Raw genomic sequence first — 18,242 nt, forward strand, 5'->3', positions numbered from 1 at the left:
GGTAGGTGTCGCCGCGCAGGCCCGTTGATTCGCCGAGTGTGCAGATCCGGTCGAAATCTCGATGAAAATCGACCGGATCCACACACTCGATTGGTCCTTACACCGACGCGGCGGCCTCATTGAGTTCGTTGAGCGTATTGGTGGCCTCCAGGTACTCCTGAACCCAACGCTCGATGACCGCGGCCGACTTCTCCACCTTGGTGAACTGGCCGACGACCTGGCCGATCGGGTTGAAGGCGACGTCGATGGTCTGATCCGGGAACTTGTGAGTGGCTGCCACCGCCATCCCGGAAACCATGTACTGCAAGGGCATTCCCAGCGGTTCGGGATTGCCCTCGGTCTGCCAGGCCTCGGTCCAATCGTTCTTGAGCATCCGGCACGGCTTGCCCGTGAAGGACCGGCTCCGCACGGTGTCGCGGCTGGTGGCCTTGACGTAGGTGTCCTGTTGCACCGCGGTGTTCTCGGCCTCCTCGACCATGAGCCACTGCGAGCCGCTCCATGCGCCCTGCGCACCCATGGCCAGCGCTGCGGCGATCTGGTAGCCGCTGCCGATACCCCCGGCGGCCAGCACGGGCACCGGTGCGATCTCCTTGACCACCTGCGGCCACAGCACGATCGAGCCGACCTCACCGCAGTGGCCGCCACCCTCACCGCCCTGGGCGATGACGATGTCCACCCCGGCGTCGGCATGCTTGCGGGCCTGCTTGGGCGAACCGCACAACGCCGCGACCTTGCGGCCGGCGTCGTGGATGTGCTTGATCATGTCGGGCGGCGGGGTGCCGAGCGCGTTGGCGATGAGCGTCATCTTGGGATGGCGCAGCGCGATCTCCACCTGGGGGGTCGCGGTGGCTTCGGTCCAGCCCAGTAGTTGCAGGGCGTTGTCGTTGCCCTCTTCGACGGGTACTCCGTGGTCGGCCAGCAGCTTGCGGCCGAAATCCAGATGCTCCTGCGGAACCATCGACTGGAGCATCTTGGTGAGCTCTTCGGCCGACATGTTCGCGTCCATGCCCTCGTACTTGTTGGGGATGACGATGTCGACGCCATAGGGATGGTCACCGATGTGCTCGTCGATCCAGTTCAGCTCGATTTCGAGCTGTTCGGGGGTGAATCCGACGGCGCCCAGCACGCCGAAGCCACCGGCCTTGCTCACCGCGACGACGACGTCCCGGCAGTGGGTGAAGGCGAAAATCGGGAACTCGATGCCGAGTTCGTCGCAGATCGGGGTGTGCATGACTTCTCCTTGGGTGATGGGAAGAGGGGTAGGCGGAGGGCGGGATGGGGTCCCGGCAGCGGACTAGTAGGAGGGTCTAAAAACTGGAACGTGTTCTAGTTTAGAACAGGTCCTGCACGCCCGTCCGGCGGCTTCCCTACACTCACGCTGACCTAATCGCACGAGCCGGGAGTAGCCAGCGCATGTTTCCGCATATGGGAGTGCCGGACGCGGCCAATACCGCCTGGGTTCTGACGAGTGCCGCGCTGGTGCTCCTGATGACCCCGGCGCTGGCCTTCTTCTATGGCGGCATGGTGCGCGCCAAGAGCGTCCTCAACATGATGATGATGTGCTTCTCGGCCGTCGCCGTGGTGTGGGTGCTCTGGGTGGCCTTTGGGTACTCGATGGCGTTCGGTACCGACGTCGGTGGCGGACTACTCGGCGATCCGTTCCAGTTCGCCGGATTGCAGCATCTGTTCGAGGGCGACTACAAGGCCCCCTCGGTGCCGTTGTGGGGCCCGACCAACATTCCGGCGCTGGTGTTCGTCATGTTTCAGGCGGGGTTCGCCATGGTGACGGTGGCGCTCATCGCGGGTGCGGTTGCCGACCGGATGCGCTTCCTGCCGTGGATCGCGTTCACGGCACTGTGGGCAACTCTGGTGTACTTCCCGGTGGCGCACTGGGTATTTGCGGTTGAGGGCACCACGGCCGACAAGAGCGGATGGCTCGCGAACCTGGGCGTCCTCGACTTCGCGGGTGGTACGGCCGTGGAGATCAATTCGGGTGCTGCCGGATTGGCGCTGGCCATCGTTCTTGGCAAGCGGCGCGGATGGCCGCGCGAGGCCATGCGCCCCCACAACCTGCCTGCCGTCATGCTCGGTGCCGGGCTGCTGTGGTTCGGCTGGTTCGGATTCAACGCCGGTTCGGCGTTGGCCGCCGATGGCACCGCCGCGATCGTCATCGCCAACACCCTGGGTGCGGGCGCCATGTCGATGGCAGCCTGGCTGCTGGTCGAAAAGGTCCGGCACGGCAAGCCCACCTCATTCGGTGCGGCCTCGGGCGTCGTCGCGGGTTTGGTGGCCATCACGCCTTCATGTGCCGCGGTCACGCCCATCGGCGCGCTGGTGATCGGCGCGGTGGCCGGTGCTGTGAGCTCTCTTGCCATCGAACTCAAATACCGTCTGGGATATGACGATTCGCTCGACGTGGTAGGTGTGCACCTGGTGGGTGGCGTGGTCGGTACGTTGATGATCGGTGTTGTCGGCAGTGCCGCGGCCCCCGCCGGTGTCAATGGGCTGCTGTACGGCGGCGGGTTGCATCAGTTCTGGCTGCAGCTGGTGGGCGTGGCGGCGGTGCTCGCCTACTCGGTTGCGGTCACCGGGGTCATCGGGCTGGGCCTGCGTCATTCCATGGGCATTCGGTCGCATCCGCAGCACGAGTCCGATGGTCTCGACGACGCCGAGCATGCGGAGTCGGCCTATGAGCTGGCCACCACGCGCGGTGGTGGGCTTATCAACCCGGGGCTCTGAATCTGCCGATCCCGGGTAGAAATCGTCCGACCCGGGATCCGTAGTCGCGGTACGTCTTGCCGTGTGTCGCGAGTAGATATGGCTCTTCGACCACCCGTACCTGCAGTTCGATCGAGGCGGCGAGCAACACGAAACCGCTGAGGGCCAACAGGTTCGGGGTCATGAGGACCGACCCGGCCGCGAAGGTCAGCATTGCCGTGAAGATCGGGTTGCGCACCCAGCCGAAAACGCCGCTGCTCACCAACGTGGTGGTCTCACGGGTGTCGACGCCAACCCGCCACGATTCGCCCATGGTCTGCTGCGCCCCGATCGTGGCGACGATTCCCGTTGCCGCCAATGCGATTCCCGCGACTTGAAGGGATCGATGATCCAGTGCGGGAAGGGGCGCGATGAGTCCCGCCAGCTGCAGGATGGGTGCGAGCAGGGCGGCGATGATCGCGGCGATGAATCCCACGCCCGCGAACCACTCGCGTGACCCGGGGCGTCCGTGGAATCCGCGGACGCCGGTGGAGCCGGTGGCTCGCCACTGTCGGTAGCTCTTCCAGCCCAGCCCGGCGGCGATGAAGACCAGATAGACGACGAGCGCTGCCACGGCCATGAACTTCCCTCCATTAATGCATACATTCGCATGGAACAATATTTCGAGAGGAGTGTCAATAACCCAGGGGGTCATTCCCGCTGCTCGTCTAGGCTCCTGCGGTTATGAGGTCTGTTCTGGGGGTGGCGTCGGTTCTTTGTGTGCTGGCGATGGCGGCGTCGTCGGGCACCGCCTCGGCGAATCCTGACGAGTTACCGGTGCTGGTGGACGCGCTCCCCGGTCTGATGCTTGAGCCCGGGGACGTGAGTCCCGTCATGGGATCCGGCATGTCTGTATCCGGAGACTGGGCCGGGCTGGTGTCGGATCGGACCGACAGACCCGAATGCGGCAGTGTGGTTTTGGCGTCGGCAGCCAGTTACGAATCCTCCAATTACTTGTCTGGGCGGTACCGGTCATTGACGGACGGCCCGAGCTGGACGCGCTTGGTGGACCAGAGCATGGTGATCTTTCCCGAGTGGTCGGATGCGACGAACTTCGCGCTCGGTGAGGCGGATCGCTGGCGGGCCTGCGAAAACCAGCGGGTCACTTCGCTCCTGTCGCAACCTGACGGAAGCACGCGTCGTGAATGGGTGCAGCTTCGCAAGATCGTCCAGGTTCAGGAGGTTCTGGTGGTCGGGTACGCGTGGCCGACGGATTACGGCGGAGCCATGTACTGCCAGCACGCGCTCGCGCCACTACGGAACGTGGCTATCGACGTGCGGGTTTGTGGTCAGCGCGACGGGAACCGTGCACTGGACCTCATCCAGGCCCTGCTGCCGCGGGTGGCTCAGGCGTAGGAACACTCAAAGATGCTGTGACAAAACCTCTCTCGGGTAGCCTCGATGCGTGCCCGACAGAGATGGCCTCATCGTCTGTGGCGAGACGCTGGTCGACGTGGTGCCCGCGGCCGACGGATTGTGGCGCTCGGTACCGGGCGGTGGTCCGTACAACACCGCGATCGCCGCCGCCAGGCTTGGCACGCGAACCGCTCTTCTCACGCAGGTGTCTCACGACGTCTTCGGGCGCCGCTGCATCGACAACCTGACCGCGGCGGGTGTCGACGACTCGTTGGTGATACGCCATGACGTCCCTACGACATTGGCCATCGCGGAAGTCGACGAGCTGGGTGTCGCCCAGTACCGGTTCTATTGGCAGGGAACCACCAATGATGTTGCTCCACCATCGCTTCCTGTTGCGGCGCTCGCGCCGGTGGCGGTATGGGCGGGCTCGATCGCCAGCGTCCTCTGGCCGGGGCGCGAGGCGCTGCGGGCCTGGATAGTCGAGCACTATTCGGACGCTCCACTCATTTTCGATGTGAATGTGCGCCCAACGCTCCTGGGTGACCGCCAGACGTGTATCGAGCGCATCACTTCGTGGCTGGCTCTCGCGGAGGTGGCGCGGGCCAGCACCGAAGACCTCCAGTTCCTGTACCCGGGCGTATCGATCGCGGGTGTGGTGGGCCGCTGGTTCGATGATTACCCCCGCATCCAGATCGCGTTGATCACCTGCGGTGCGGCAGGCTCGCTGGCCTTCCGGCGGGGCGAATCCTTGCCGCTGCGCATCCCCGCCCACCAGGTCAGCGTCGTGGACACCGTCGGTGCCGGGGACACGTACACCGGCGCCTTCCTTGACGGGTTCTATCAGCGGCGGCTTGAGCTGTCCGAGGCGCTGCACCGGGCGGCGGTGGCGGCGGCCATCACCTGTACCCGTCCTGGAGCACGCCCGCCCGATTCGACTGAGCTGGCCAACGAGCTGCGCCGCATCGGGTCCTAGAGTTCAATACACAAGAAATCGGGGGCCGAGGCCAGGGGGTGAGTATGCGATCAGTGGTGGGGGCACTGGTGGCGGTACTCGGCGCCCTGCACCCGGCCGTCGCAGCCGCCGAACCATCGCCCCATGTGCCGCCTTCGGCGATCGACCGCCTGATGCTCACCAAGCGAGAGGCCGAACGGGTGATGGGCGTGGCTCTGCCCAATGTCCAGCGGCAAAGTGCCACCTTCGCATTGGACACCGATCGCCCGGACTGCGGAAGTGTGGTGTTGGCTTCGGTGTCGAGCTATGACAGGTCCCCTTACGTGGCCGCGCATTCCCAGGCACTCTGGGATCACGCCGGCTGGTTCACCCTGGTCGATCAGAACGTGGCCGTCTTCGGCACCGATGCGGAGGCCCGCGACTTCGCGCACAGCGAGGCCGATCGCTGGCGGGCGTGTGAGCATCAGACCATCAACGTCTCCGAGCTGGCCATCGACGGCACCACTCTGGTAGCGACGGTGGATATTCGGGATGTCACGCAGGTCGACAACCTGCTCGCGGTCGGCTATTCACGGAACGATTCGGCGTATGCGTCATGTCAGCATGTGCTTCTCAGCGAGCGCAACGTCACCATCGATATCCGAACGTGCTCAACGGTTTCCAAGAGTGACGGTGAGCGGGCATTCGAATTGATGAAGATCGTCGGTCCACGAGTGTGGGAGGCATAAGTCATGAGAGTTCCGGCATGGGCGGTCGTGACGACGATGGCGGGGATGCTTTTGGCGTCACCCGCGCACGCGGATCCGGGTTCGATCGTGCCGCCCGCCGCGATCGATGACCTGATGGTGACGCCGCAAGAGGCGTCGTCGGTGCTGGGAGTTGGCTTCCCGACGGTCAATCGGCTCAATGCGCTGCCAGATCTGTCGACGGACAGACCCGATTGTGGCAGCGTGATTCGCGCGTCCATCGCCACCTACGACCGCGCGCCGTACATGGCCGCGCATGACCAGCAGCTCGAAGATGCGGCTCCGTGGACCGTCCAGGTCTCGCAAAGCGTTGCGGTCTTCCCCTCCGACGACGCGGCCCGCGACTTCGCTTCCAGTGAAATGGATTTGTGGCAGCGTTGCGCGAACCAAACAGTGCGTGACGGCTTCCAGTGGCGATACATGATCAGTGCGCTGCGCCGTGATGATGACGCGATCGTGGGACCGTACGTGATGATCGCCGATAACGGAGTGCGTAAGGCGTGCACGCATCTACTGGTCAGAGTCCGTAACACCGTGACTGACATGCGGACATGCTCGGACGGTCCCGAGCGTTACGAGCGTGTTTTGCGCATCACCAGGATCATCGGGCCCCGCTACGAAGCGGCCTGAACACGCACCGCGCGAAGGGGATTGACGGACGTCTGCAGGGCGGCCACCTCGGGACCTGCCTGCGCCACCGCGAACCGATACAGGTCCGCCATGCTCGCGGTGCTGCCTGCAATGGTGCCGTCGGGCAGCCGCGCCTCGCCAGCTGCGACGGTGACCGGCAGCTGGCCCAATTGATAAGCACCATCGGGCATTCCGGCGGCGCACATCGCGTCGGTGACAAGAGCGATTCTGTCCGGTCCCACTGCGGCCAGCACCGTTCGGTAGATCGCGGGGTGGATGTGTACGCCATCGGCGATCAACTCGATGGTCACCGCCGGGCTCTCCAGGAGTGCCGGGATGGGGCCGGGCTCGCGATGGTGGATCGGGCGCATAGCGTTGAACAGATGAGTGGCGACGGTGGCACCGGACGAAATGGCCTGCAAGGTCTGCTCATACGTGGCATCGGTATGCCCCACTGCCGCCACTACGCCGCGCGCGACAAGCAACTCGATCGCCGGGATAGCGTCCGGGAGCTCGGGCGCGATGGTGACCATCCGAATATGCCCGGCGCCCGCGTCCAGCAGCCGCTCGAGCTCGGCAAGATCCGGTTCGCGCAGCAGCCGCGGATCGTGAGCTCCGGCATATCGCGGCGACAGCCAGGGGCCTTCCAGGTGTATACCGGCGATACCCCCGGTGCCCGCCGTGCCGGCAAGCACGCGCACGGCGTCGAGCAGGTCATCGGGCGCCAGGGTCACCAGGCTGGCCAGCATGCCGTCGGTGCCGTGGGACCGATGCCATTCTGCGGCAGTGTGATTGGCGTCCGGATCGTCTCCAAATGATGCGCCGCCACCGCCGTGCACGTGCATATCGAAGAATCCGGGCACTGTCATGTCAGAGCGTTTCGGTCACCTTGGATAGACCTCGTGGTACATCAGGGTCTTCTCCGCGGCCGATCGCCAATTGCAGGGCAAGCAGCTGCAGCGGAATGATGGCCAACATGGGCGAAAGCTCCTCGAGCGTCGGCTCCAGGGTGACGCCCAGCCCGGTGGCTGCCACCGCGTCCGCCGATCCCACGCAGCACACATCTGCTCCGCGTCCGGCCAACCGGTGCAGCACGTCGTTCATGGCCCGGCCGCCAACCCCATCGGGCACGATCGCGATCACCGGTACCTGTGGATCGATCATGGCCAACGGGCCATGCAACAGATCTGCCCCGGAGAATGCCTGGGCAGAAAGATAACTCGTTTCCATCAGCTTGAGGGCGGCTTCGCGTGCGGTGGGGTATGAATAGCCGCGACCAGTGGTGACCAGGCGTGAGGCGAAGCGGTACCGGGTAGCCAGCTGCTGCACCACGGCGCTGTGCAGGATTTCCTCACCGCGTTCCGGGAGCAGGGCGGCCGCGGTGTTATCGCGGCCCGCCACATCGGTGAGCAGCAGATACAGCGCCAGCAATTGCGCCGTGTACGACTTGGTGGCCGCAACCGCCAGTTCAGGACCGGCCAACACGTCCACGTGGTGTTCGGCAGCGGTGGCCAGCGCAGATTTCGGGGCGTTGGTCACGGCAACGGTCAGCGCTCCCTGCTCGCGTGCCACCGACAGCGTCTGCACCAGGTCGGGGGAGCCCCCCGATTGACTGACTCCGATTACCAGCACACCCGAAAGATCGGGCCGCGCACCGTAGGTCGTCATGGTCGAAGGGGAGGCCAGACCGGCCGGGACCTGCAGGATGATCTCGGTGAGGTACTTGCCGTACAGCGCGGCGTGGTCGCTGGTGCCGCGCGCGACGAAGAGCACGAAGCGCGGCCGGTACTCGACGATCTTGGCTGCTACCTCCGCGATGCCTGATCGGCCCTCCGAAAGCAGCCGCCCCCATACGGCAGGCTGTTGGCGGATCTCGTCAGCCATATGCGTCCCCGCGGTCATGCCTTCTCCAATCCGTCGACATCGACCCCGGCCAGGGCCAATGCTCCAAACACCGGTTCACGTTGCAGCACAGCGATATCCGAAACACCGGTGCTGCGTGTACGTTCGATGATATCGGCGACGAGGCCCGGTTGGTTGACCAGTAGGCCCCCGCCGAGTACCACAGGCAGTCCAGGGCCCAATCGTAGGCAGACACCCTCGATCAAGGCGGCCAAGTCGATGGCTGTTTGCCTGGTGATCACCTGTGCGGCGTCATCACCTGCCGAGGCGAGGTCGAAGACAAGCCCTGCCATCTTGGCCCAGTACCGGCGTTCGGGGTGGGCATAGAAATGATCCAGCAGCTGCGCGGGCTCGGTGACACCGCACTCCGTGGTGAACCGTTGCGAGAGCGCGTCGGGAGGATCGCCCCGATCGGACAAAGAGAGAGCGTGCCGCACAGCAGATCTGGATACGCCGTAGCCGCTGCCGTCGTCCCCGAGTAGGTAGCCCCAACCGCCGACTCGCGCGGTGGCACCGTCGCCGCGTTTTCCCCAGGCCACTGATCCGGTACCGGATATCACCGCGATGCCGGCCGCGAGGCCGCCCGCCGCCAGGATGAGCTGCGTATCGTGCACCGCGGTGATGTCGGCGTGAGGTGCATACGGTTGCAGCAGCCGAATCAGGGCCTGCGCGCCCTCGGGGGTATCCACCCCGGCCGACCCGGCACTCACGCGGGAGACATCGTCCCGGTTTAGCTTGGAAAAGATGTCGGCGAAAACGGTTTTCGCCTGCTCCTCGCTCACCGACTGCAAATTGGCGCTACCTGCCAGCGCCTCGCCGATCACCTTGCCGTCCGCGACGGCCAGTGCGCGGGTCTTGGACCCGCCGATGTCTATCCCAACTACTACGCCGCGGGCCACTTGCCTCCGCTTTCCCAGAAATGCCGGATCTCCTCAAGGTTGCGGCCCTTGGTTTCCGGTGCCAACAGATAGACGAACACGAGGGCGGCCAACGCCAGAGCGCCGAAGACCCCGAACGCCACGGTGCCGCCGAGTGCGGTCAACAACGTCAAGAAATACATGGAGACAACGGCATTGGCCACCAGGTCCGAAGTCAGCATGGCGCTGGCCCCATAGGAGCGCAGCCGTGCCGGGAAGCTCTCGCCCGCGTACACCCATACCAGCGAGCCGAACCCGAAGGTGAAGCCCACCGCAATGAGCACGATTCCCAGGAAGCCGAGAACTGTCAGCACACCACCGAATGATGATCCACCGATTGCGAATACGGTGACCAGCAGGGCGTCGGCGATGATCATGATGGTGATGCCGATCATGAGGATGGGACGGCGGCCCATCCGGTCGATGGTCGACATGGACACGAATACCGCCAGCAGCGCTGCCACCTGAACGAGCGCGGGCAGACCGAGCTTGGCGAAATATCCGGACATGCCCATCGCCTCGAAGATGCGAGGCCCGTAGTAGACGACAGCGTTGATGCCGGTGATCTGAATGAAGAACCCAAGGCCGACAACGAAAAAAGTTGCTCTGTTGTAGGGCGGAGTCACCATCTCTTTGAGTCGTGCCAGCACCGAACCGCCGCCTTCGGACCGCAGGGCGTCGGCGATCTCATCGAGCTCGTGGTCGACGTCGATATCGGGATCCACCGTGGTGAGGATCTCGCGTGCCCGTGCGCGGTCGCCACGCATCATGTACCAGCGAGCCGTATCGGGGAGCTTGCGCAGGGCGATCAATACCAGCACGGCGGGGATGGCTGCCAGACCCAGCATCAGTCGCCAGCTGCCCGTTGACGACAACGCCCAGGCGATGAGGTACCCGGCGATGATCCCTGTTACGCAGGCCAGTTGGTAGAGCACCAGCATCGAGCCCCGGATCTTGGTGGGGGAGGACTCGGCGACGAATACGGGAACCACCACCACCGACACACCCACCGTGAGCCCGAGCAAGAATCGCGCAGCGACCAGGGTGTTCAGGTCGACGGCCAGTGCGGAGAGCAGCGAGAAGATTCCAAACGTCGCCGCCACCAGGACCATTGACCGTTTCCGGCCGATCTTGTTGGACAGTGGGCCGCCGATGAGTGCGCCCACGATCTCGCCGATCACCACCGCGGTGGCGGCCACCTGCTGGTCATTGGTGGACAGATGTAGATCGTCGGTGAGGAACAGCAGCGCACCCGCGATGTTCGAGGAGTCGTATCCGTAGATGACACCCACCGCTGCGGCCGTCACGGCCACCATCAGACCCAGACGTGATGCTGAGCGGAGGTCGGTGATCAGGCTCATCCCACGTATTAGACACTGAGGATGCGGCAGGCACGGGTTATTGGAGGTGGCGGTGAAGATCGGTGTTGTTGCTCCGGTAGAGCTAGGGATGACCGCGGAACCCGACAAGATCCTCGAATTCGCGCGTGCCGCAGAGCGGCTGGGATTCACGGAGATCTCCGTGGTGGAGCATGCGGTCGTCATCGGAGACACGCAGAGCACCTACCCGTACTCACCGACCGGTCAGTCACACCTGCCCGATGATGTCGACATCCCCGACCCGCTGGAGCTGCTGTCGTTTGTCGCGGGTGCCACCACGACACTGGGGCTTTCCACCGGGGTGCTGGTGCTACCCGACCACCACCCCGTGGTGCTGGCCAAACGTCTGGCGACCCTGGACCGATTGAGCCGGGGGCGGCTGCGGGTCTGCCTGGGAGTCGGATGGATGCGTGAGGAGATCGAGGCGTGCGGGGGCGACTTCGACCATCGCGGCGCGGCTACCGATGAAGCCGTCGCGGTGATGCGCACACTGTGGTCAACCGATGGGCCTGCTGCATATGACGGGGATTTCTACCGGTTCCACAACGCCTATTCGTACCCCAAGCCTATTCGGCCACAAGGTGTTCCGCTGTACATCGGTGGCCACAGCAAGGCCGCGGCACGGCGCGCGGGGCGGCTGGGCGATGGCTTTCAACCGCTGGGTCTAGTTGGTGAGGAGCTGTCGGCCGCGCTCAATGTCATGCGTGCCGCGGCTAGCGATGCGGGTCGAGATCCCGTGAGTATCGACCTCGTGCTGGGGCACGGTCTGCATCGCGTGGATCAGGCGGCGCTGGAGCAGGCGCACCGGAGCGGTGCGGGACGAATGCTGCTGTCGGCGTCGCGGCGCGCCACGACGCTGGAAGCGGTGCTCGAGGAGATGGCCGCGTGTGCTAGCCGACTCGAACTGGCCGGTCCTCGCTGAACACCACGACCGGCTCGCGGCGGGTGAAGAGCCAACCGGCAGCTCCGCGCTCGTAGGTGTCGAGGTAGCGGACGGCCATCACGTTGTCGTGATGCTGGTCGCCACGCAGGTAGATGTGGTGGGCCATGCAATAGACCTCGCCCGTCGCGGTGTCGCCGCGGACAGTGGCCGTCTGCTGGCCCACAAGGTGATACGTCGCATGCAGCGGCGTGAGGGCCGCGACAATCGCATCCGCGATCGCCTCGCGGCCCCGCAGGGCTGCTGAATCACCTTTGCGCAGCAGGGCCGGGGGCCGGATCAGTTCGGCGTCAGCCGAGAACAGTGCGACGAGCGCGTCGACGTCGCGGCGGTCCGCGGCGCTGGCATACCGGGCGACGAGATCCTGGATGGCGAGTCGGTCATCGGTCACGGATACAAAGACTATGGGGCCTCGATCTCCCAACCAACTGATCGGTTAGGGTGCGGCTCATGGATATCAATGGTGTGTCTGCAATCGTCACGGGTGGCGCCTCGGGTCTGGGTGCCGCAACTGCTCGCCTGCTCGCTGAGCAGGGCGCCAAGGTCGTCATCGCCGACGTCCAGGACGAAAAGGGTGAGGCTCTGGCCAAGGAACTCGGTGGCGCGTTCGTGCACACCGATGTCACCAGCGAGGCCGACGGTATCGCCGCCGTCGACGCCGCCAAGGAGCTGGGCCCGGTGCGCGTCCTCATCAACTGCGCGGGCGTCGGCTGGCCCGGCCGCACCATCGGCAAGGACGGGCAGTACGCCTCGGCACACTCGCTGGACATCTTCTCCAAGGTCATCGGTATCAACCTGATCGGCTCGTTCAACCTGATCCGTCTCGCGGCCACCGCGATCAGCCAGGAAGAGCCGGTCGACGAGTTCGGTGAGCGCGGCGCCATCGTCAACACCGCCTCCGTCGCGGCGTTCGACGGCCAGATCGGCCAGGCCGCCTACTCGGCGTCCAAGGGTGGAATCGTGGGCATGACGCTGCCGATCGCGCGTGATCTGTCGGTCGTGGGCATCCGTGTCAACACCATCGCGCCGGGTCTCATCGATACCCCGATCTACGGTGAGGGCGACTCCGCGCAACAGTTCAAGGACCGCCTGGCACCGAACGTGCTCTACCCGCAGCGCCTGGGTAACCCCGAGGAATTCGCCTCGCTGGCCCTGGAGCTTGTCACCAACAGCTACATGAATGCCGAGACGATTCGCATCGACGGTGGAGCCCGCCTCCAGCCGAAGTAGCGCTACTTGTCGGTGGCCTATGGAACATTGGAGAGATGGCCACCACTTCGACAGTGGAGACACTGTCGAACGCGGACGAGGCTGCCGAGCACATCGCTCGGCAGTCTTTCGCCGACGCACATGTCGGCACGGTCGGGCTGGAGCTGGAATCTCATACCGTCGAGCTGACGGCTCCGCACCGCAGGGTCAGCTGGAATCGGCTGCATGACATCGCGGAGACCGTTCACGATCTGCCCGGTCGCAGCGCGATCACCTTTGAACCGGGTGGGGCCGTCGAACTCTCCGGACCCCCGCACGCAGATATCTGGTCGGCGATCTCGTCGATGCGGGCCGATCACTCGATCCTGACCTCGACGTACCGTGGCGCCGGGATTGCGCTGGCCAGCTTGGGCACCGACCCGCTGCGCACCCCCGAACGCGTCAATCCGGCAGCACGGTACGCCGCGATGGCCGGCCATTTCGGTGCTGCTGGTTTCGGCGAGACCGCGCTGCAGATGATGACCTGCACCGCGTCATTGCAGGTCAATCTGCAGTCCGGGACACCGCGGCAATGGCGGGACAGATTTGTGCTGGCGCAGCGGATGGGTCCGACGATGGCGGCGCTCTCGGCCTCCTCGCCGATGCTGGCCGGTCGGCGTACGGGGCGGCGAAACACCCGACAGTGGATCTGGGACAACCTGGACCCGCGACGCTGCGCCCCGGTCGAGATCGGCACCGACCCGACCGAATCCTGGGTCAGATACGCGTTGCGAGCACCCGTCATGCTGGTGCGAAACAAGGAGGGCGCCGATGCGGTTGTCACCCATGTGCCGTTCCAATCCTGGGCTGACGGGACCGTGCGGCTTGCAGGGCGCGCTCCCACCACCGACGACCTCGACTATCACCTGACCACACTTTTTCCTCCGGTGCGACCGCGCCGCTGGTTGGAGCTGAGGTACCTGGATGCCGCACCGGATTGGTGGTGGCCCGCGCTGGCATTCACCGCGGTCGCCGCGCTCGACCATCCGCAGGTCGCCGATATCGCCGCGGAGACGGTTGAACCCGTTGGTGACGCGTGGGAGGCGGCATCGCGAGCCGGCCTGGCCGATCCCGCCCTCCATGCGGCCGGGCGTCGGCTGGTGGCGGCGGCGTGCGCGGTGGCGCCGTCCGAGCTGGCCGCGGATATGGCCTTCCTATTGGAGCGTGTCGAGGAAGGCCGATGTCCCGCCGACGACTTCATGGACAATGTCGCGGAATACGGCGTGGAGCAAGCATTCTCGGGAGCAACGCAATGATCCAGGAAAAGCTGGCGCGCGACCTCGAAGCCGCGCGTCTGCGCACGCTGACCATCACCGATCATGACGATGCCGAGCTCCATCGTCAGTACGACCCCCTGATGAGTCCGCTGGTGTGGGACTTGGCGCATATCGGACAGCAGGAAGAACTCTGGCTACTGCGCGACGGTGATCCGCAGAAACCGGGAATGCTGCCCGGCGACATCGAGTCCCTGTATGACGCGTTCCGTCACACCCGGGCCAGCCGGGTGCAGCTGCCGCTGCTCTCCCCGGCACAGGCACGTTCCTTCTGTCACGAGGTGCGAGGCCGGGTTCTGGACCGGCTGGAGGCACTGCCCTCCGACGGATCGGCACGTTCGGACGAATTCACGTACGCCATGGTGCTCAGCCATGAACATCAGCATGACGAAACCATGTTGCAGGCCTTATCGATTCGTCGCGGAGCTGCCCTGCTGGAGCGCGTGGACCCGTTGCCGCGGGGGCGTCCAGGGGTGGCGGGAACCTCGGTGCTGGTGCCGGCGGGTCCATTCGTACTGGGCGTCGACGCGATCGACGAACCGTTCGCGCTGGACAACGAGCGCCCCGCACATGTGGTGGATCTTCCGAGTTTCCGGATCGGCACGGTTCCGGTGACCAACGCCGAGTGGTCGGCATTCATCGCCGACGGCGGATATCGGCGCGAGGAGTTCTGGACCGAGGCCGGATGGACACATCGGTGCATGGAAGACCTGACGGCGCCCAAGTTTTGGAACCGCGGCGGAACGCTGACGCGGTTCGGGCGTGAGTTGCGGAGAGCGCCCGATGAGCCGGTGCAGCACGTCACCTTTCACGAGGCGCAGGCCTACGCCGCCTGGGCGGGCGCGCGATTGCCGACCGAAGCCGAATGGGAAAAGGCCTGTGTCTGGGATCCGGAAGTCTCTGTGCGACGGCGCTTCCCGTGGGGCGAGGACCCCCCGGGCCGTGACCGGGCCAACCTCGGCGGAGGTGCCCTGGGGCCGGCCCCGGTCGGCGCCTATCCGGCATCGGCGTCGCCTTATGGTGCCGAACAGATGCTCGGCGACGTGTGGGAGTGGACCACCTCACCACTGCGGCCCTGGCCCGGCTTCACCCCGATGATCTACCAGCAGTACAGCGAGCCGTTCTTCGAAGGTTCCGGAGCCGGTGACTACCGCGTGTTGCGCGGGGGCTCATGGGCGGTGTCCCCATCGATCATGCGGCCCAGCTTCCGCAACTGGGATCACCCGATCCGCCGGCAGATCTTCAGCGGCGTTCGTCTGGCCTGGGACGTCTAGCATGTGTCGTCATCTGGGCTGGTTGGGTGAGCCACGGAGCCTGGCGTCGTTGATGCTGGAGCCGCCGCATAGCCTTGAGGTGCAGTCGTATTCACCCCGACGCCAAAAGCATGGTCTGGTAAACGCCGACGGGTGGGGTGCCGGGTTCTTCATCGACGGGGCACCCCGTAGATGGCGCAGTGCACGTCCGCTGTGGGGTGATGCGTCCTTCGCTTCGGTGGCTCCGGTGTTACGCAGCGGATGCGTGGTGGCTGCGGTTCGGTCCGCGAGTGCCGGAATGCCCATCGACGAGTCCGCGGCCGCCCCGTTCACGGATGGAACCTGGCTGTTGTCGCACAACGGGATTGTCGATCGCGGCGCGGTGGGCCAGGTATCGGGTGCGGAGTCGGTGGTCGATAGCGCGGTGCTGGCGGTCCGGATCTTCGCGTCGGGCCCGGAGAACCTGGGAGAGACGGTTCGGCGGGTCGGCGCCGCGGATCCCTCAGCGCGACTGAATATTCTGGCGGCCAACGGAAATGAGTTGATCGCCACGACCTGGGGTGACACCCTGTCGATTCTGGAGGCCGCTGACGGTGTGGTGGTGGCGAGCGAACCGTACGACGACGACCCGTCCTGGGTCGACATCCCGGACCGGAGATTGGTGCGGGTACGCGATGGGAAGGTAGAGGTGGCGCCACTATGACCATGACTCTGGAGAATCACCTAGCCTCCGGTGCGGCGGCCGAGGCGCTGCGCCGTGATGTCCGGCAGGGCTTGACCGCAGATGCGAAATCGCTTCCTCCTAAATGGTTTTACGACGAGGTGGGTAGCGATCTGTTCGACGAGATCACTCGGCTGCCGGAGTACTACCCAACGCGGACAGAGGCTGGCCTACTGCGTACTCATGCGGCCGATATCGCGTCGGCCTCGGGTGCCGACACCCTGGTGGAGCTGGGTAGCGGCACCTCGGAAAAGACCAGGATGCTGCTCGACGCGTTGGCTCCCAAGACATTCATCCCCTTCGACGTAGATTCCGGGGTGCTGCGCGCGGCGGGAGATGCTCTGGTCGCCGAGTATCCGGGGATGCGGGTGCGGGCCGTGTGTGGCGACTTCGAAAAGGATCTCGGGCGGATTCCCCGGGAGGGGCGGCGTCTCGTCGCCTTCCTGGGATCCACGATCGGAAATCTGACCACGCAGCCGCGGGCACGATTCCTGGCCGATGTCGCGGACACCCTGCAACCCGGTGAAATGCTTTTACTCGGAACTGATTTGGTGAAGGATACCGGCCGCCTGGTGCGCGCCTACGATGACAGCGCCGGTGTGACGGCCGCTTTCAATCGCAATGTGCTGGCGGTGATCAATCGTGAGCTCGATGCTGATTTCGACCTGGAGGCTTTCGAGCACGTCGCGTTGTGGAACGGTGACGAGGAACGCATGGAGATGTGGCTGCGCTCCGTGCGCGACCAGCGGGTGACCATCGAAGCTCTGGAACTCGTCGTAGATTTCGGGGCGGGGGAGATGATGTTGACCGAAGTGTCGTGCAAGTTTCGGCAGGAGGGTGTGGCGCGGGAGTTGGCCGCTGCGGGCCTGCGCCAGACTCATTGGTGGACAGACGATTCCCATGACTTCGGACTGTCGCTGGCGGTGAAACAGTGAGCTTGGGTGAGGTGTGGCGGCAGGTCCGGCCACCGGTTCTCGGTGTGCACCTGGATTCGGCCGCCTGCTCACGGCAGAGCGTTGACACCATTCGGGCGGTGGCTCAGCACGCCGAACACGAGGCGCAGATCGGCGGATACGTGGCGCAGGAAGCCGCGGCCCCGGTACTCGAGGCTGGACGTGCCGCAGTACGTCACCTGACGGGCATGCCCGAGGCGCAGGTGCAATTCACCACCGGCGCCGCCGATGCCCTGCGTACGCTGCTGCAGTCGTGGCCGGTCGATGCCGGACGGGTTGTCGCCTGTCTGCCCGGTGAATTCGGCCCGAACCTGATGATCATGAACCACTTCGGATTCACTCCGGTGTGGTTGCCTGTCGACGGAGACGGCCGCGCCGATGTTGACGGGATCGAGGCGTTTCTGCGCCGCGAGAAGGTAGATCTGGTGCATTTCACCGTTGTCGGTAGCCACCGTGGCACCGTGCAGCCCGCCGCCGAGGTGGTCGCGTTGGCGCGTTCGGCCGGGGTGCCGGTCGTTGTCGATGCCGCGCAGGCACTGGGACATATCGATTGCACGTTCGGCGCCGACGCCATGTACGCACCATCACGTAAGTGGTTGGCCGGTCCGCGCGGTGTGGGCGTGCTTGCCGTCAATCCAGCTCTTGCACATCTGATTCCGCAATGGGCCGGCCATGTCGAGGCACATGTCGCGGGCTGGGTGGGGCTGTCGGTCGCGGTGGGGCAGCATCTGGCGGCCGGTCCCTCGGAGGTTCAGGGCGCGTTGACTGAGCGTGGACGGGCGGCCCGAAAGATACTGGGAGAACTCGACGATTGGCGAGTGGTGGAGTCGGTGGACGAGCCCAGCGCCATCACCACACTGGAGCCCATCGGGGACATCGACGTCGTCGCGGTGCGAGCGCACCTCATCGAGGAGCATGCGATCGTGGCGACCGCTGCTGAGATCGTGCGAGCACCGTTCGAGATGACCAAGCCGGTGTTGCGGATCAGCCCGCATGTCGATGGCACCGATGAAGAGCTGGAACAGTTGGCCGAAGCGCTCCGGGCGTAACCGGTTGGAGCGGGGTAGCTTGGTGCGATGGGGGCTGGCTCTCGCAACTAGATTAAACCTGCGTATACTTATGAATTAAGTGTTACAGCAACATTCAAATCTGGGGGTTGATGTGCTAAAAGAGTGGGTGGTTGCGGTTAGTGCAATTGCCGTTGGGGGATT

Annotated in this window: 19 protein-coding genes; 12 read left to right on the top strand and 7 right to left on the bottom strand. The window is 65.0% G+C overall.

Translation table 11 applies throughout. The features are described from left to right. Positions 1-97: 97 nt before the first annotated feature. Positions 98-1,231 (bottom strand): nitronate monooxygenase, encoded by a 1,134-nt coding sequence (locus tag RHO23_RS22830; protein WP_030095970.1) that lies wholly within the window; start codon positions 1,229-1,231, stop codon positions 98-100. 182 nt (positions 1,232-1,413) lie between these two features. Between RHO23_RS22830 and RHO23_RS22835 the strand changes: the two genes are divergently transcribed. Then, positions 1,414-2,739 (top strand): ammonium transporter, encoded by a 1,326-nt coding sequence (locus RHO23_RS22835; RefSeq protein ID WP_217339961.1) that lies wholly within the window; start codon positions 1,414-1,416, stop codon positions 2,737-2,739. On the opposite strand, the gene RHO23_RS22840 is transcribed toward RHO23_RS22835, so the two are convergent. After that, positions 2,723-3,337 (bottom strand): methyltransferase family protein, encoded by a 615-nt coding sequence (locus RHO23_RS22840; protein WP_423488391.1) that lies wholly within the window; start codon positions 3,335-3,337, stop codon positions 2,723-2,725. The two genes, RHO23_RS22835 and RHO23_RS22840, sit on opposite strands and share 17 nt — an antisense overlap. 122 nt (positions 3,338-3,459) lie before the next feature. Here RHO23_RS22840 and RHO23_RS22845 point away from each other — a divergent pair, with 122 nt between their 5' ends. The 4 genes from RHO23_RS22845 to RHO23_RS22860 are packed head-to-tail and all read left to right on the top strand — an operon-like array spanning position 3,460 to position 6,444. Then, on the top strand, positions 3,460-4,113 hold the full coding sequence (locus tag RHO23_RS22845) for a sensor domain-containing protein (RefSeq protein ID WP_064407629.1): 654 nt from the start codon (positions 3,460-3,462) through the stop codon (positions 4,111-4,113). Positions 4,114-4,162: 49 nt separating this feature from the next. Then, complete coding sequence (locus tag RHO23_RS22850; protein WP_423488392.1) at positions 4,163-5,089, top strand: PfkB family carbohydrate kinase; 927 nt, start codon at positions 4,163-4,165, stop codon at positions 5,087-5,089. A 44-nt stretch (positions 5,090-5,133) separates the two neighbouring features. Then, complete coding sequence (locus RHO23_RS22855; RefSeq protein WP_423488393.1) at positions 5,134-5,796, top strand: sensor domain-containing protein; 663 nt, start codon at positions 5,134-5,136, stop codon at positions 5,794-5,796. Between the two features lie 3 nt (positions 5,797-5,799). Continuing rightward, on the top strand, positions 5,800-6,444 hold the full coding sequence (locus RHO23_RS22860; protein WP_217339958.1) for a sensor domain-containing protein: 645 nt from the start codon (positions 5,800-5,802) through the stop codon (positions 6,442-6,444). On the opposite strand, the gene RHO23_RS22865 is transcribed toward RHO23_RS22860, so the two are convergent. Genes RHO23_RS22865 through RHO23_RS22880 form a run of 4 tightly spaced genes read right to left on the bottom strand, consistent with a single transcriptional unit; the run spans position 6,429 to position 10,624 of the window. Then, positions 6,429-7,313, bottom strand: a complete 885-nt coding sequence (locus RHO23_RS22865) for an N-acetylglucosamine-6-phosphate deacetylase (RefSeq protein WP_423488394.1) — start codon at positions 7,311-7,313, stop codon at positions 6,429-6,431. The two genes, RHO23_RS22860 and RHO23_RS22865, sit on opposite strands and share 16 nt — an antisense overlap. A gap of 1 nt (position 7,314) precedes the next feature. Then, entirely contained in the window at positions 7,315-8,328 is a 1,014-nt protein-coding gene (locus tag RHO23_RS22870; RefSeq protein WP_046252274.1) for an SIS domain-containing protein, read from the bottom strand. Positions 8,329-8,342: 14 nt separating this feature from the next. Then, complete coding sequence (locus RHO23_RS22875) at positions 8,343-9,245, bottom strand: N-acetylglucosamine kinase (protein WP_109535864.1); 903 nt, start codon at positions 9,243-9,245, stop codon at positions 8,343-8,345. After that, positions 9,230-10,624 carry a sugar porter family MFS transporter gene (locus RHO23_RS22880; protein ID WP_423488395.1) on the bottom strand — a complete coding sequence of 465 codons (1,395 nt, stop codon included), beginning with the start codon at positions 10,622-10,624 and terminating at the stop codon, positions 9,230-9,232. The genes RHO23_RS22875 and RHO23_RS22880 overlap by 16 nt, the downstream gene beginning before the upstream one ends. Before the next feature lie 52 nt (positions 10,625-10,676). On the opposite strand from RHO23_RS22880, the gene RHO23_RS22885 reads away from it, so the two are divergent. Then, a complete protein-coding gene (locus RHO23_RS22885) occupies positions 10,677-11,564 on the top strand; it encodes an LLM class F420-dependent oxidoreductase (RefSeq protein ID WP_423488396.1) in 888 nt (295 codons plus the stop codon). Here RHO23_RS22885 and RHO23_RS22890 read toward each other — a convergent pair. After that, on the bottom strand, positions 11,533-11,973 hold the full coding sequence (locus RHO23_RS22890; RefSeq protein WP_423488397.1) for a nuclear transport factor 2 family protein: 441 nt from the start codon (positions 11,971-11,973) through the stop codon (positions 11,533-11,535). The two genes, RHO23_RS22885 and RHO23_RS22890, sit on opposite strands and share 32 nt — an antisense overlap. Positions 11,974-12,032: 59 nt before the next feature. Between RHO23_RS22890 and RHO23_RS22895 the strand changes: the two genes are divergently transcribed. Genes RHO23_RS22895 through egtE form a run of 6 tightly spaced genes read left to right on the top strand, consistent with a single transcriptional unit; the run spans position 12,033 to position 18,080 of the window. Further along, on the top strand, positions 12,033-12,812 hold the full coding sequence (locus tag RHO23_RS22895; RefSeq protein ID WP_030095957.1) for an SDR family NAD(P)-dependent oxidoreductase: 780 nt from the start codon (positions 12,033-12,035) through the stop codon (positions 12,810-12,812). A 35-nt stretch (positions 12,813-12,847) separates the two neighbouring features. Then, positions 12,848-14,086: an ergothioneine biosynthesis glutamate--cysteine ligase EgtA gene (gene egtA / locus RHO23_RS22900; protein WP_070922051.1), complete on the top strand. Its 1,239-nt coding sequence runs from the start codon at positions 12,848-12,850 to the stop codon at positions 14,084-14,086. After that, positions 14,083-15,378 carry an ergothioneine biosynthesis protein EgtB gene (egtB, locus tag RHO23_RS22905; RefSeq protein WP_423488398.1) on the top strand — a complete coding sequence of 432 codons (1,296 nt, stop codon included), beginning with the start codon at positions 14,083-14,085 and terminating at the stop codon, positions 15,376-15,378. Before egtA ends, egtB begins: the two co-directional genes overlap by 4 nt. Position 15,379: 1 nt before the next feature. After that, the gene (gene egtC / locus RHO23_RS22910; protein WP_423488399.1) at positions 15,380-16,060 is read left to right on the top strand and encodes an ergothioneine biosynthesis protein EgtC; all 681 of its coding nucleotides are present in this window, start codon (positions 15,380-15,382) and stop codon (positions 16,058-16,060) included. 2 nt (positions 16,061-16,062) lie between these two features. Then, entirely contained in the window at positions 16,063-17,013 is a 951-nt protein-coding gene (gene egtD, locus RHO23_RS22915) for an L-histidine N(alpha)-methyltransferase (RefSeq protein ID WP_423489282.1), read from the top strand. Continuing rightward, positions 17,010-18,080 (top strand): ergothioneine biosynthesis PLP-dependent enzyme EgtE, encoded by a 1,071-nt coding sequence (gene egtE / locus RHO23_RS22920; RefSeq protein ID WP_423488400.1) that lies wholly within the window; start codon positions 17,010-17,012, stop codon positions 18,078-18,080. The genes egtD and egtE overlap by 4 nt, the downstream gene beginning before the upstream one ends. The last annotated feature ends 162 nt before the right edge of the window (positions 18,081-18,242 follow it).

This window comes from Mycobacteroides sp. PCS013, from assembly GCF_049532645.1.
GTDB classification, from domain to species: Bacteria; Actinomycetota; Actinomycetes; order Mycobacteriales; family Mycobacteriaceae; genus Mycobacterium; species Mycobacterium gwanakae.